Origin of the sequence: uncultured Desulfovibrio sp. (assembly GCF_944324505.1) — a bacterium.
Taxonomy (GTDB): domain Bacteria; phylum Desulfobacterota; class Desulfovibrionia; order Desulfovibrionales; family Desulfovibrionaceae; genus Desulfovibrio.
In genome coordinates this window covers 85,589-98,607 of the sequence record NZ_CALUWO010000007.1, presented here as the reverse complement: position 1 = coordinate 98,607, position 13,019 = coordinate 85,589, and the positions used below count along the sequence as shown (strand labels likewise).

Genomic DNA, 13,019 nt, shown 5'->3' with positions numbered 1-13,019 from the left:
GGGAACTCAACCATGCCCAAAGCCAGGGCGCGCGTCAAGGGCCGCAAAGATCCAGCGGTATTGCTACGCGGCATGGCAGCCCTCCTTCACCTTGAAGCCGGGGCAGAGGACAGGCCAGCCGCGACCGTCCGGCAGGTAATGGGAACGGCATCCCACAAGGCCGATGATGGCGGCCCGGAAGGACGGCACGATGCCATGCCTACAGACACGGTAGAGCCAGCTTTGACGGGGGGCCGGTGCAGGATCGGCCCAGGTCTCTTCCCACTTGCCGGGCGCGAACAGGTCACACCAGCCGGCGGCGGTGGTGAGCTTTGAACCGGTCATCATGCACAGCTTGCGGTCATGGCCGGAAGCCAGGGCCACAACGCGGAAAAACTGGCAGCGGTCGCAGCATTCGGCTTGTGCGGGGCGGGCAGGTGTGGCAGAATGGGGACAAGCAAGATCCCTCACCTTGCCGCCTTTTTTACCTGCCCCCACCGCCGCCAAGCTGGGGGCTTTTTTATTACGCATTGACAGCCCCCTCACCGGCATTGAGACGGTCGATCAGGGCGCGCACATCTTCCACGCGGTAGCCGCGGGCACGCTTGCCCAGGGCCACGGGCTGGGGAAACAGCCCGGACTTCACACCGTTGTACCAGGCAGTCCGGCAGACAGGTACGAACAGCAGCACATCGGCCAGGCGCAGAAATCCGGTTTCCGGCAGGACAGGGGCGGGGGAGCTTTGAACAGTAGCGGACATGAAAAAAACCTCCTTGCAGCTTAATGTATTTGCAAGGAGGTTAACGAACTTTTGTGGTTGTCATGAAGATGACAAAATGCGACATGCTATGACATCTGCCCTTTCTATCCTATCTTGTAGGGGAGTTCAGGAAGGCCGTTTTTTTGCCGGAGCTGCTCACCTGCCTCATTTTCAATCCAGCGCATAGCAGTGCGTTCCTGGACATTGAAAATTGAGGCGATTTCCTTCCACGATCTACCTTGCTTCCTATATAGGTATGTGGAAAGAGTTTTTACAGTCTTTTTATCTTGTTCTTTTTCTAAGAATTTTTCCCATATCGTTACAGGGTCCATATTTCCTTTTGCAAAATTTAACAACTCATTAGGAATAGGCATACCTCGCACCATGAAAAGATGGCAAATAGCAGACGCATTAATATATGCTCGTTCTGTAGTATTTGTTACACTTATTGCTCTTTCCATGACGCAACGTTCAATTTCTTTTAATATTTCTGTTCTTTCCAGTGTAAAATAAGCTATTTCACAATATATTTTAAAATCAGCACCTCGGTCTTTATGATTATCTTTTAGATAAAAATATCTCTGTTCATACCCAAGAAAAACTGAAGGTTCTAGTCCTAAAAAAATTACAGATGCCTCATGTACTGTCCATAACTTCTTTTTTATCCACGATTCAAAGTCGCATGGAATGAATATATATTTGATAGATTTATCATATCTTTCATTTTCAAATCTGTTTAGTGCTTCACTTAGGCCAAAATCAAAAAAGGCGGGCGTGCCTTCTCGCAGTCTTTCCAGCTGTTTCAGCACTCTTTCCGCGATCATATATCCCCCCTTGCAGGGTCTCCCTTGATAGCTCCCCGGCAGGGCGGCAAGGGTTCCGCCTTTTCGGCATGGTTCATGACGCCATGCCTAGCCGGGGAAAAGTCCAACAAATCCAGCTACGGCCCATCACCGCAGCGGCCTGCCGTAGCTCTCAGACCTGAACTGACTCCATGGGTGTACATGGATGGTACCCACTCCACCGGTTGCCATGGTACAACATTGCTTGCCGGGGCACCCCCCCCTGTTATTTCAACGCCCCTGAAATCCTTGGGTAATCCCCAGAAGGCCGCCAGCTCAGGCCACCTTTCCCGGCAAGGAGAAGGGCAGGCCGTCCTTGCATCCCGCCGCCTCCCATCCAAGACAGGCCAGCCACACATGCCGGGGGATGGGCTTCCGGGCCGTGCGGTAATAGGAGACCATGCGGCGGCTCATGCCCAGGGCAGCGGCGGCGGTAGTCAGGGAAAGGCCGTTGCGCCTCATCCATGCCGCCAGCATCTCATGGCTTGGCTGCCCGGCCTGCTCCTTTGCCCAAGCATAGACGTTATCCGCGCCCAGCTCGCTATCAAACCATTCCACCGTGCCGCCCCATTCCCCCACATGCACCAGGGCGAAGGTCTCCGGCTCCAGCAGGGGGGCAAGCTCCGGCAGGCTGTGGAGTATCCCGGACACGTCCACGTCCAGCACTTCGCCGGTGCTCCAGCGCGTCCGCAGGCGATAGGGGGCCAGCGCCTCCACCCCCTGCAATTCGGGAAAGAAAAATCTGCTCATGGGTGGTAGTTCCTCCATATCGTCATCAGCTCCCCCCTGTTGTCCGCGATCCATGTCAGGACCTCGGCAAGGTCATGCCGGGGGATATTACCGGTAACGGCCAGCCTCTCCAGCTCTACCAGGACTTCCCGCCGATCTCTGGACAAAACATGCACATGGGGCGGCAGGTGGTCGCGGTAACGGATCTCGATCTTGAAGGATGGGAAGCGTTTCAATGTGGGCATGCCGCCATAATAGAGCAATAGTTGCACTATTACAAGCCCTGCGCTTACACCTTTACACCTTCAAAAAAGGTGTAATCCGAAAGGTGTAAGCCGCAAACCCTTGTGGCTGTAGGGCGCTTACACCTTTACACCTTTTACACCTCCAAAACGGCCAAGGTAGGCAATTCACCGGCAAGGGCAGGGGCTCATTATTCGTTACCCCCTTCACCGTCCCGCAGGCTGTCCAGGTAGTCGGCCCACTCCTGCATCATGCGGCGGCGCTCTTCCACATACTGGGCACGGTTGTAGGCATCCCTTACGCTGTTCTTTTCGGCATGGGCAAGCTGTGCCTCGATCACGTCAGGGCGGTAGCCCATTTCGTTCAACCGGGTAGAAGCCATGCTGCGGAAGCCGTGGACGGTCATTTCATCCCGGCCATAGCCCAGCCGGCGCAGGGCGTTGAGCAGACCAACATCTGATATGCAGCGCGTGGCAGAAGCCGTACCGGGGAAGACAAGCTCCCTGTTGCCGGTGATGGCGTGCAGGGCTCGGAACATCCCCACCACTTGCCGGGCAAGCGGGACAAGGTGGGGCCGCCGCATCTTCATGCGTTCGGCAGGTATCAGCCATTCCGCCCTGTCCAGGTCGATTTCCGTCCAGGAGGCCCGCCGCAGCTCGCTGGAGCGGACAAAGACATACGGCATGATCTTCAGGGCGAAGGAAACGGACACGTCCCCCGGATAGTCATCTATGGCCCGGAGCAGGGCGCCGATCTCCTGCGGTTCGGTGATGGCGGCATGGTGGCGCACCGGCTTTGTGGTCAGGGCTTCGGTCAGATGGCTTGCCGGATCTGCGACGATCATCCCGGCAAGGCGTGCGTAGCGCGTCACCTGTCCGCATATCTGGGCAAGGCGGCGGGCTGTCTCCAGGTGGCCTTGCCGCTCCACCTTGCCCAGCACAGCCAGGAAGTCCGGCGCGCCAAGCTCGGCAATGGGCCTGCTGCCAAGGTCAGGAAAGGCCAGGGTCTCCAGTCGCCGGATGATCTGCCGGGCATGGTTGGGCGTCCAGCCCGCCAGCTTCTTCTTGTGCCATTCCCGCGCCACCACTTCAAAGGTCAGACTCTTGGCGAGGGCTTCCGCCTTGGCTGCCTTGCGTGCGGCGCAGGGGTCTATGCCGCGTGCGATCATTTCCTTTGCCGTGACCGCCCGGGCCCGCGCCTCCTTGAGAGAAACGGCAGGATAGGTGCCGATGGCCAGGAGTTTTTCTTTCCCCTCAAAGCGGTATTTGAGCCGCCAGAGCTTGCCGCCGCCTGGGTTGACCAGCACATACAGCCCGTCACCATCCGCCACCTTGTAGGGCTTTTCCTTGGGCTTCGCCGTTTTCACAGCGGTATCCGTCAGCTTCTTGGCCATTGGGGGTACTCCTGACTTTCAGGGGGTATGTTTTTTCAGATACCCCACAAACGTACCCCCCTTTTTCGCGGCTGTCTATGAACCTTGGCGGACTTCAACGAACCTCAAAAACGAAGAAAGTCCGCGCAGCTCAAGGCTTTGCGGACTTCTACGAACTTTGGTGAACTCTAGTTTGGCGGAGGGGGAGGGATTTGAACCCCCGGAAGGCGTAAACCTTCAGCGGTTTTCAAGACCGCCGCAATCAGCCGCTCTGCCACCCCTCCGCAATGCAAACGGCGTCCTCCCCGAAGGGCTGACGCCATTTTGTATTGTGGATGACGCTAAAGCTTACTTGATGGCGTCTTTCAGGCCCTTGCCGGGAGTGAATTTGACGACCTTGCTGGAGGGGATGGTGATTTCCTCGTTGGTACGGGGGTTGCGCCCCTTGCGCGCGGCGCGTTCCACGACCTTGAAGCTGCCGAAGCCGGTAAAGGTCACGGACTCTCCGGCGGCCAGGGCTTCGCGCAGGGAAGCCACGACGGCATCAAGGGCTTCTTCCGCCTTGGCCTTGGTGGGCAGACCGGCCTTGGCATAAATCTTTTCAACAAGCTCGGCTTTGGTCATGATCGTTCTCCAGTTATGATGAGGGGCGAGGCGCCCCGAGTTGGATTGAGTTGTTGTAAGGAAGGCGGCACCCCCTGTCAACAAAAAGTCGGTATTCTTGCGGTCAAAAAGGCTTTTTGGCGCGTTTTTTTGCTCATTTTTTACAGATTGACCAGCTCAACTTCGCCATGATGCAGGGTGCGCCCCAGAAAAAGGCTGGCCGTGCGCACAAAGCGCTGCTGGTTGTCCGTGGTCATGAAGCGGGGAGCCGGCTCTTCCGCCGCATCTGCCGGGCGCAGCAGGTTCAGGCGCTGCAATTCCCCGTCCACGGCAAGGGCCGTGGTCTCCGCCGAGTCCACAATGTGGACCTGCGGGCCGATGACCCGCTGCAAGACCTTCTTGAACAGCGGAAAATGGGTGCAGCCCAGCACCAGGGTATCGGGTCGCGGGGCCGTGACGGCCGGTGTAAAGATATCGTCAAGGTAGCGGTGGGCCGCGCCTTCGGCCAGGGGGCCGTCAATCCAGCCTTCTTCGGCCATGGGCACAAAGAGGGAACAGGCCCGCCCCAGCACCGTGGCCTGCGGACACAGGCGGGTGATGGCCTGCTGGTAGGCGCCGTCGGTAATGGTGGCCTCGGTGGCGATGACGGCAATGCAGCGGTTGCGCGTGGCCGCTACGGCTGCCTGGGCGCCTGGCTCCACCACGCCCAGCACCGGCAGCGGAAAGAAATGCTCGCGCAGGGTGGGCAAGGCGGCGCTGGTGGCCGTATTGCAGGCAATGACCAGCATCTTGATGCCCTCGTCCACCAGTTTCTGGGCTGCCTTGAGGGTGTAGCGGATGATGGTGTCCCGGCTTTTGGTACCATAGGGCAGGCGGGCCGTATCGCCCAGATAGAGCAGCTTTTCCTGGGGCAGGCGGTGGCTGATGGCACGCAGGACGGTAAGGCCGCCGATGCCGGAATCAAAAAGACCGATGGGCAGCGCGGGACTGACGGAAAGGGAACGGGTGACGGGCATGGGCACATCCTCGGGCAGGTGAAAGGGAACGCGCCTACCCTGCCCCAGCCCGTGCCGGCTGTAAAGGGGGAAGTGCCCCTTTCTGCCGTTGCCAGTCGTGGCGCTTGTGGCTATGGTTTTCCAGGGGCCGCACGCGGCGGCCCTGCATTTTTTCAGGTAAGGACGATTTCATGCTGGCGATTCTGGAATACAGGGCAGGCAATCAGACAAGCGTGCGGCGCGCGCTGGAGCATCTGGGCATTTCCTGCACCGTGACGGCGGACCCCGCTGTGCTTGGCACGGCGGAAGGCATCATTTTTCCCGGCGTGGGCGCTGCCGGGCAGGCCATGGAACATCTGCGCTCCACCGGGCTGGACGCCGTGCTGCGGCAGGCCATAGACAGCGGACAGCCCCTGCTGGGCATCTGCCTGGGCTGCCAGATTCTGCTGGAGCACAGCGAGGAAAACAACGAGGACACCCTGGGCATCGTACCCGGCCGCTGCCTGCGCTTTGCCGATGACATGCGGCAGGAGGACGGCACCCCGGCCCCTGTGCCGCATATGGGCTGGAACAGCTTGCACGTGCGGCGTGCTGGCCGCCTGCTCGCCGGCCTGGATCCGGCGTCGGAATTCTATTTTGTGCACAGCTATTTTGTGGAGCCGGCGCCGGAGCTGGTCATGGCCACCACCACCTACGGTCGGGAATTCTGCTCCGTCTACGGGCGTGACGGCCTGTGGGCCGTGCAGTTCCATCTGGAAAAGAGCGGCCGTCCGGGGCTGCGCATCCTTCAGAATTTCTACGAGTACTGCCGCGAGGTGCGCCATGCTTAGCAAACGAGTCATTCCCTGTCTGGATGTACGGGCCGGCCGCCTGACCAAGGGCATCCGCTTTGCGGGCAATGAGGACATCGGCGATCCTGTGGAAAGCGCCCGCCGCTATTATGAGGAAGGCGCGGACGAGATTGTCTTTTATGACATCACGGCCTCGGCCGAGGCACGCGGCATCTTTCTGGATGTGGTGGAGCGCGTGGCCGAGCAGATATTCATTCCCTTCAGCGTGGGCGGGGGCATTTCCTCGGTGGCGGATATGCGTGCCGTGCTGGTGGCCGGCGCGGAAAAGGTGTCCATCAACTCTTCGGCCGTGAAGAATCCCGAACTCATCAGCCGGGGGGCCGATGCCTTTGGCGTGCAGGCCATTGTGGTGGGCATGGACGTGCTGCGCGTGCCCGTGAGCGAAACCATCCCCTCCGGCTACGAGATTGTCATTCACGGGGGCCGCAAGCGCATGGGGCTGGACGCCATCCAGTGGGCCAGACGCTGCCAGGAGCTGGGCGCCGGCGAACTCTGCGTCAATTCCATTGACGCAGACGGCACCCGTGACGGCTATGAGCTGACCCTGACCCGTGCCATTGTGGATGCCGTGTCCATTCCGGTCATTGCCTCCGGCGGTGCGGGCCGGCCCGAGCACATGTACGAGGCCGTGAGCACCGGCGGCGCTTCGGCGGCGCTCATTGCGTCCATTGTGCACTACGGGCAGTACAGCATCCGCCAGTGCAAGGAAGTCATGGCCAGCCACGGGGCCAAGGTGCGCCTGACGTGGTAGCAGCGCTGCCGCCTGCCGTCCTTGCGGCGGCGGGCGCCCGCCTGGCCGCGGTGCTGCGCCGCCTGCGTCAGGAGGCCGGCGACGCCACGCTGGCCGTGGCCTATTCCGGCGGGGTGGACAGCCGCTTTCTCTGCTTTGCCCTGCAGCGGCTGGGCGTGCCGTTCTGCGCCCTGCATGCCCGCGGGCCGCATGTGCCGCCGCAGGAAAGCGCAGCAGCCCTGCGCTGGGCCGGGCAGCAGGCGCTGGACCTGCGGGTGGTGGACTTTTGCCCGCTGGATCTGCCTGATGTGGCGCACAACAGCCCGCAGCGCTGCTATGCCTGCAAGCAGGCCATGCTGCGGCAACTGCGGGGCGCCCTGCCCTCCCCTGCTCCGGTGATTCTGTGCGACGGCAGCAATGCCGATGACCAGCGGGCCTTCCGGCCCGGCCTGCGCGCTCTGCGCGAGGCCGGGGTGCGGTCGCCCCTGGCCGAGGCCGGGCTGGACAAGCGCCTGTTGCGTGCCCTGGCTGCGGCCTGGGGCATGGACCGGCCCGATCAGGCCGCCCGTCCCTGCCTGCTGACCCGCTTTGCCTACGGCCTTTCTCCCTGCGAGGACAGCCTGCGGCGTCTGGCCGCTGCGGAGGCCGGGCTGGCTGCCCTGCGGGACGACAGCGGGCAGCCGCTGCTGGGGGATTTTCGTCTGCGGCTGCTGCCGGCGCCGCTGTTGCAGGCCAGCCGCCTGCCCGATGCGGCTTCCTGGCAGGTGCGCCAGGTGCTGGCAGGCTACGGCTTCCTGCCCTGCTGCTGGCAGGTGGGGCCGCATATCAGCGGCTTTCACGACAGGAACACCGGCGGCCAGACTGGACTTTGCAGAGAAAAAAGGCTATGCGGTGCAGATAATACTTACGGGGCTACAGTCCCCTGATCGGGAGGAACACATGGCTCACAAGAAGATCGAGCGCAAGAAAGAACTGGACCGCCGCCGTCATCGTCGTGCCCAGCGTCTGAAGCAGCGTGTGCACGAAGCCAAGGCTGCCGCCAAGAACTAATGCGATGGCCGCCTGAGGCGGCCTCGTTGCGTTATGCGGCAGCTGCCCGCCGCCTGTGGCGCCTGGCTGCATGCGCGCGGCAATGCATCGCCGCCCTGTGGGACGGCGCAACTTTTTTCGCACGGCCGACGGCCCCCGCCCGGGGGGCTGTCCGGGCCGTTATTGGCGTCTCCTATGCCTATCTATGAATATGAGTGCCCCAAGTGCCACAAGGTTTTTGAAGAGTGGGTTTCCCTCTCGCAGGCACATGGGCAAGAACCCTGTCCCGACTGCGGCACGCCGTCGCCGCGTCTCATTTCGCATACATCCTTTGTGCTCAAGGGCGGTGGCTGGTACGTCAGCGACTACGGCTACCGCAAGGGCATCAAGGAAGGGGATTCCTCCTCTTCCGGCAGTGCCGAAAAAAGCACATCGGGCGCGCAGTCCTGAGTGAGGAAACGTAATGATCGACCGCTATACCCGGCCGGAAATGGGCCGTATCTGGACGCTGGAAAACCGTTATCGTGCATGGCTTGCCGTGGAAGTGGCCGTTTGCGAGGCCTGGGCGGAACTGGGCCGCATTCCGGCCGAGGCCGTGGAGGTCATCAAGAAAAAGGCCGACATCGACGTGGACCGCATCCTGGAAATCGAGCAGACCACGCGGCATGATGTCATTGCCTTTCTGACCTCGCTGGAAGAGAAGATCGGTCCCGAAGCCCGCTACATTCACCTGGGATGCACCTCGTCCGACATTGTGGACACGGCCAATGGCTACCTCTTTGCGCAGGCGGGGCGCCTGCTGGTGGAAGATGTGGAGCGCCTGCTTGCCTCGCTGCGCCGCCTGGCCGAAAAGCACAAGGGCGTGCTCTGCATGGGCCGTACCCACGGCATCCATGCCGAGCCTACCAGCTTCGGCCTGAAGATGCTGGGCTTTCATGCCGAGTTCCAGCGCCATCTGCAACGCCTGTGCGCCGCGCTGGAAGATGTGCGCGTGGGCAAGATTTCCGGCGCGGTGGGCACCTATGCCTTCCTTTCGCCGGAGCTGGAAGCCAAGGCCCTGGACCGTCTGGGCCTGGCCGTGGATCCCCATTCCACCCAGATTGTGCAGCGCGACCGTTACGCCCACTTCTTCACCACCCTGGCCATCATGGCCGGCGGTGTGGAGCGCCTTTGCGTGGAGCTGCGCCACCTCCAGCGCACCGAAGTGCTGGAAGTGGAGGAAGGCTTTGGCAAGGGGCAGAAGGGGTCTTCGGCCATGCCCCACAAGAAGAACCCCATTTCCGCCGAAAACATGGCCGGCCTTTCCCGCCTGATGCGCGGCAATGCGCTGGCTTCGCTGGAAAATCAGGCCCTCTGGCACGAAAGGGATATCAGCCATTCCTCGGTGGAGCGCGTCATCATGCCCGATTCCACCATTCTGGCCGACTATGTGCTCAACCGCCTGACGCGCCTGCTGGACGGCCTGGTGGTCAAGCCGGACCGCATGAAGGAAAACATGGATCGTTCCTTTGGCCTCTACTTCTCCCAGCGCGTGCTCACGGCGCTCATCGCCACGGGCATGCCCCGGCAGAAAGCCTACGAGGCCGTACAGCGCCTGGCCATGCAGAGCTGGGAAACGCGCCGTTCCTTCCCGGAACTGGTGCGGGCCGATGCCGACATGCGCGCCCGTCTGGGCGACAGCCTGGATGATCTCTTTGACCCCTCCTACTACCTCAAGCACGAGGATGTCATCTTTGCCCGCGTGCTGGGAAAGGACTAGTCATGCACGACGACGTGATGCAGCTCAAGCGGCGGCTGGCCCGCCTGCTGGTGGAAAAATCCTACCGCGAGGGTGACTTCCTGCTGGCCTCGGGCCGCCGGAGCGACTACTACTTCGACTGCCGGGTCACGGCCCTGCATGCCGAAGGCTCGTGGCTCATCGGTTCCCTGTTCAATCATCTGCTCAGTGACCTGCCCATTACGGGCGTGGGCGGCATGACCATGGGGGCGGACCCGCTGGTGTCGTCCACCACGGTCCTTTCCCACGAGTGCGGCCGGCCGCTTCACGGCCTGCTGGTGCGCAAGGAGGCCAAGGGTCACGGCACCGGGCAGTTTGTGGAAGGGCTGGGCAATTTTCAGCCCGGTGACAAGGTGGCCATGCTGGAAGATGTGGTGACCACCGGCGGTTCCCTGCTCAAGGCCTGCGAGCGCGTGCGGGCAGCGGGGCTGGAGATTGTGGCCGTGTGCGCCATTCTTGACCGTGAGGAAGGCGGCCGCGAAAAGCTGCGGGAGGCCGGCTACGACCTGCGCGCCCTGTTCACGCGCCGTGAACTGGTGGAGCTGGCCCGCTCCTAGACATACGTCTGTACCATAGCCAGAGGGCAGCCTTTCCTGCGGGAAAGGCTGCCCTCTTTGTTTTCGGAGAAAGGGTCGCGCGGGGATGAGGCGGCCGGAGCTGCGGCTGTTGCGTCCGGTGCCGGAGGACGGAGCCACCCTGCGACAAGGGGGCTGCGGGGCAGGGGCCGTGCGCAGCCGGTGTGCTGATAAGGCATACCGGCGTTTGGTACGGCGTGCTGTTTGCCGGCACCATGCCGGGCAGGGACGGGGGCGGGACCCGCCCTCCCCCGTTGTCTCTGCTCAAACGACGCTAGCGGCCCATGACGCCGCGCAGCAGGCCGCCCACGCCGCTGGCCGCGCCTTCCACGGCCTTGGCCGCCGATCCGGCCGCACGGCCGCCGCTTTCGCCGCCCTGCTTCAGGGCGTCGGTAAGTCCCCTGGTGAGATTGCCCAGGAAGCGCGGGTCCACGCTGCAGGATATCTGCGAGAACGGCCCCTTGACGATGAGGGGAATGGTCATGCCCAGGGCGTGCACATCGGCAGTGGCATGCAGATACTGCCGGGGCAGGCTGGCCGTGGCCTGACCGGTGCCGTTGATCTTGCTGGACGTGATGGTGACCGGCCGGGAAATGATTTCCCCCTGCTTGGCCTCCAGCGGCAGGCGCACCAGTTCAAAGCGTTCGGGCAGGGCCTTGCCCAGTACGGGATGTTCTGCCGTGATTTTGGCCAGTTCCGCAAGGCGCAGCTGGTGGATGTCCAGCTGGCCCGTGCCGGTAACATGGGCCTGAAGGCTTTTGCTGTCCTGGCCCTGTGTGGTCAGATTGGCCCGCAGGTCCGCCGTGCCGTCCGCCGGATGTCCCAGGTCCAGCATGCCGCTGAGGCCGCCCAGATCAACGGCCGTGGCCGTCACGTCCAGGGCGTAGCTGTGGGCCGTCAGATCGGTCTGGGCGCTGCCCTGCACCTGTCCGCCGCTGCCCAGGTTCAGGCTGACGGGAGAGGCCGTGTAGCGCCCCTGTTCGCCCTGGATATGGGCGGAAATCTGGGTCAGCTTCAGGGAGGCATGGCGCAGGCTTTCCACCTGGAGCTGGAGGTTCACATCAGGGTAGCCGTTGGGGGCGGCAGGCGGGACATCCCGGCCGGCCTTCTGCCGGTTGCGGCGGCGGTCTGTCGTGTCCGGTTTCGGGGCGGCCTTGGGGCTGTCCGCTTCTGCGGCGGGTGCCGGCTGTCGGGTGGCGGCTTCCGGCAGGGGCAGCCAGTGATCCAGATTGACATGTCCCAGGTGGAGATTGCCCGTCAGGGCCGGTCGTGGCCCGAAACGCAGGTCAAGGGAACCGGCCAGCGAGGTCTTGTCCAGGGTGCCCTTGAATTCGCGCAGCACCAGCCCGCGGGAAGAGTATTCCACCCCGGTGGACAGATTCAGGCTGTCCTGATCACTGGGCTTGAGGCGGGCGCCCAGAATGGCAGCCACGGCGCGCGGCGCGGTGGTGATGTTGAGGGCGCCGGCAAAGGCCAGATCGTGCAGGCTGATTTCCCCGGCCAGGTCCATATGGCTGTGGGCACAGGCCAGGGACGTGCTTTGCAGCTTCAGGCGGCCGTCCTTCAGGTCCAGGGCCAGGCCGCCGCGCAGGGAGAGCGGGCCAAGCGCCGCAGGAACAGGGCCGGTAAGGGGCGTGATGGCCAGTTCCAGATCACGCAGAAGGATATTGGGGGCGTAATAGCGCAGCAGGCCCCGCACGGAGAGCTTTCCCGACGCCTCGTTCTGCTGCTGGCGCAGGGCATAGGCCAGGGCCAGGTCCAGCCCCATGTCGGCGCGGCTGCGGATATCGGTGAGCACAAGTTGCAGGCCGTTGATTTCCACGTGGCGGCCCGCGCCGTCATCCAGGCTCAGGCGCCCGTCCTGTACCACAAGGCGCTGGAGTTCCAGGGGCAGTTCATCGGACGGCACGGGGAACATGCTCTCGCCGGTCTGCGACGTTTCCTTGCCTGCGGGCGCCTCCTGGCGGAGGCTGCTGTCTGCCGTGGGGGCATCTGTCTGGGTGCCGGGCGTGTCCGGCCGCAGGCGCAGCGCAATGTCCGGCGAGCGCAGGGTAACTTCCGACACCACCAGATTGCCGGAAAGCAGGGGGGTGATGTCCAGCCGCACGTGGCCGCCTTCGGCCGTAATATGCAGGTCCCTGCCCGGCTGCTGCTGGTGCCAGTCCACATGGCCGAAGGACAGACCCAGCGGATGCAGGGAAATTCTCGGCGCTTCCCGGAAGACCAGGGGTGCCCCTGTGGCCTCGCGCAGGGCGGCCGAAATCTTGTCGGCCACGAAACGGGTGTCAATCTGGCTGATGGCAATGAGGACGCCCGCTCCCGCAAGGAGCAGAAGAATGACGGCCCAGAGCAGAACACGTTTCATGAAGCCTCCCGGACAGGGTAAGATGACGCGGAAAAACGGCCGGCAGCGCAGGCCGGCCATGAGGGGGCAGCGGGACGGCAGGGCGCCGGAGCGCCCTCCGTCCTGTGGCTCGTGCCGGAGAAAGCCGGCCTGGGAACAGCTGCGCAGGCAGGGACGGCAGGGCGGGGCA

15 protein-coding genes and 1 tRNA gene are annotated in these 13,019 nt (G+C 62.8%); 6 read left to right on the top strand and 10 right to left on the bottom strand.

The window, feature by feature from the left end; genetic code table 11:
• Positions 1 to 63 precede the first annotated feature (63 nt).
• The 9 genes from Q0J57_RS08465 to murI all read right to left on the bottom strand — a co-directional run bounded on the left by Q0J57_RS08465 (position 64) and on the right by murI (position 5,544).
• On the bottom strand, positions 64 to 450 hold the full coding sequence (locus tag Q0J57_RS08465) for a hypothetical protein (protein WP_297219226.1): 387 nt from the start codon (positions 448 to 450) through the stop codon (positions 64 to 66).
• Positions 451 to 502: 52 nt separating this feature from the next.
• Positions 503 to 739: an AlpA family phage regulatory protein gene (locus Q0J57_RS08460; RefSeq protein WP_297219224.1), complete on the bottom strand. Its 237-nt coding sequence runs from the start codon at positions 737 to 739 to the stop codon at positions 503 to 505.
• A gap of 104 nt (positions 740 to 843) precedes the next feature.
• Positions 844 to 1,563 (bottom strand): hypothetical protein, encoded by a 720-nt coding sequence (locus Q0J57_RS08455; protein WP_297219222.1) that lies wholly within the window; start codon positions 1,561 to 1,563, stop codon positions 844 to 846.
• Between the two features lie 294 nt (positions 1,564 to 1,857).
• Entirely contained in the window at positions 1,858 to 2,331 is a 474-nt protein-coding gene (locus Q0J57_RS08450) for a DUF2442 domain-containing protein (protein ID WP_297219220.1), read from the bottom strand.
• Complete coding sequence (locus Q0J57_RS08445; protein WP_297219218.1) at positions 2,328 to 2,555, bottom strand: DUF4160 domain-containing protein; 228 nt, start codon at positions 2,553 to 2,555, stop codon at positions 2,328 to 2,330. Before Q0J57_RS08445 ends, Q0J57_RS08450 begins: the two co-directional genes overlap by 4 nt.
• Positions 2,556 to 2,743: 188 nt before the next feature.
• Positions 2,744 to 3,946 (bottom strand): integrase arm-type DNA-binding domain-containing protein, encoded by a 1,203-nt coding sequence (locus Q0J57_RS08440; RefSeq protein WP_297219216.1) that lies wholly within the window; start codon positions 3,944 to 3,946, stop codon positions 2,744 to 2,746.
• A 173-nt stretch (positions 3,947 to 4,119) separates the two neighbouring features.
• Positions 4,120 to 4,209: transfer RNA gene (locus Q0J57_RS08435), tRNA-Ser, on the bottom strand.
• Between the two features lie 64 nt (positions 4,210 to 4,273).
• The gene (locus Q0J57_RS08430) at positions 4,274 to 4,549 is read right to left on the bottom strand and encodes an HU family DNA-binding protein (RefSeq protein ID WP_297219214.1); all 276 of its coding nucleotides are present in this window, start codon (positions 4,547 to 4,549) and stop codon (positions 4,274 to 4,276) included.
• A gap of 140 nt (positions 4,550 to 4,689) precedes the next feature.
• Positions 4,690 to 5,544 carry a glutamate racemase gene (murI, locus tag Q0J57_RS08425; protein WP_297219212.1) on the bottom strand — a complete coding sequence of 285 codons (855 nt, stop codon included), beginning with the start codon at positions 5,542 to 5,544 and terminating at the stop codon, positions 4,690 to 4,692.
• Between the two features lie 170 nt (positions 5,545 to 5,714).
• Here murI and hisH point away from each other — a divergent pair, with 170 nt between their 5' ends.
• From hisH to pyrE, 6 genes are all read left to right on the top strand, one after another.
• Positions 5,715 to 6,353, top strand: a complete 639-nt coding sequence (gene hisH / locus Q0J57_RS08420; protein ID WP_297219210.1) for an imidazole glycerol phosphate synthase subunit HisH — start codon at positions 5,715 to 5,717, stop codon at positions 6,351 to 6,353.
• Positions 6,346 to 7,125: an imidazole glycerol phosphate synthase subunit HisF gene (gene hisF, locus Q0J57_RS08415; protein WP_297219208.1), complete on the top strand. Its 780-nt coding sequence runs from the start codon at positions 6,346 to 6,348 to the stop codon at positions 7,123 to 7,125. The genes hisH and hisF overlap by 8 nt, the downstream gene beginning before the upstream one ends.
• Positions 7,119 to 8,030, top strand: coding sequence for a PP-loop family protein (locus tag Q0J57_RS08410; RefSeq protein ID WP_297219206.1), 912 nt, complete (start codon positions 7,119 to 7,121; stop codon positions 8,028 to 8,030). Before hisF ends, Q0J57_RS08410 begins: the two co-directional genes overlap by 7 nt.
• A 298-nt stretch (positions 8,031 to 8,328) precedes the next feature.
• The gene (locus Q0J57_RS08405; protein WP_297219204.1) at positions 8,329 to 8,583 is read left to right on the top strand and encodes a zinc ribbon domain-containing protein; all 255 of its coding nucleotides are present in this window, start codon (positions 8,329 to 8,331) and stop codon (positions 8,581 to 8,583) included.
• Positions 8,584 to 8,596: 13 nt separating this feature from the next.
• Positions 8,597 to 9,892 (top strand): adenylosuccinate lyase, encoded by a 1,296-nt coding sequence (gene purB, locus Q0J57_RS08400; protein ID WP_297219202.1) that lies wholly within the window; start codon positions 8,597 to 8,599, stop codon positions 9,890 to 9,892.
• A 14-nt stretch (positions 9,893 to 9,906) separates the two neighbouring features.
• A complete protein-coding gene (gene pyrE / locus Q0J57_RS08395) occupies positions 9,907 to 10,467 on the top strand; it encodes an orotate phosphoribosyltransferase (RefSeq protein WP_297219281.1) in 561 nt (186 codons plus the stop codon).
• A 292-nt stretch (positions 10,468 to 10,759) separates the two neighbouring features.
• Here pyrE and Q0J57_RS08390 read toward each other — a convergent pair whose 3' ends face one another.
• Positions 10,760 to 12,850: an AsmA family protein gene (locus Q0J57_RS08390; protein WP_297219200.1), complete on the bottom strand. Its 2,091-nt coding sequence runs from the start codon at positions 12,848 to 12,850 to the stop codon at positions 10,760 to 10,762.
• Between the last annotated feature and the right edge of the window lie 169 nt (positions 12,851 to 13,019).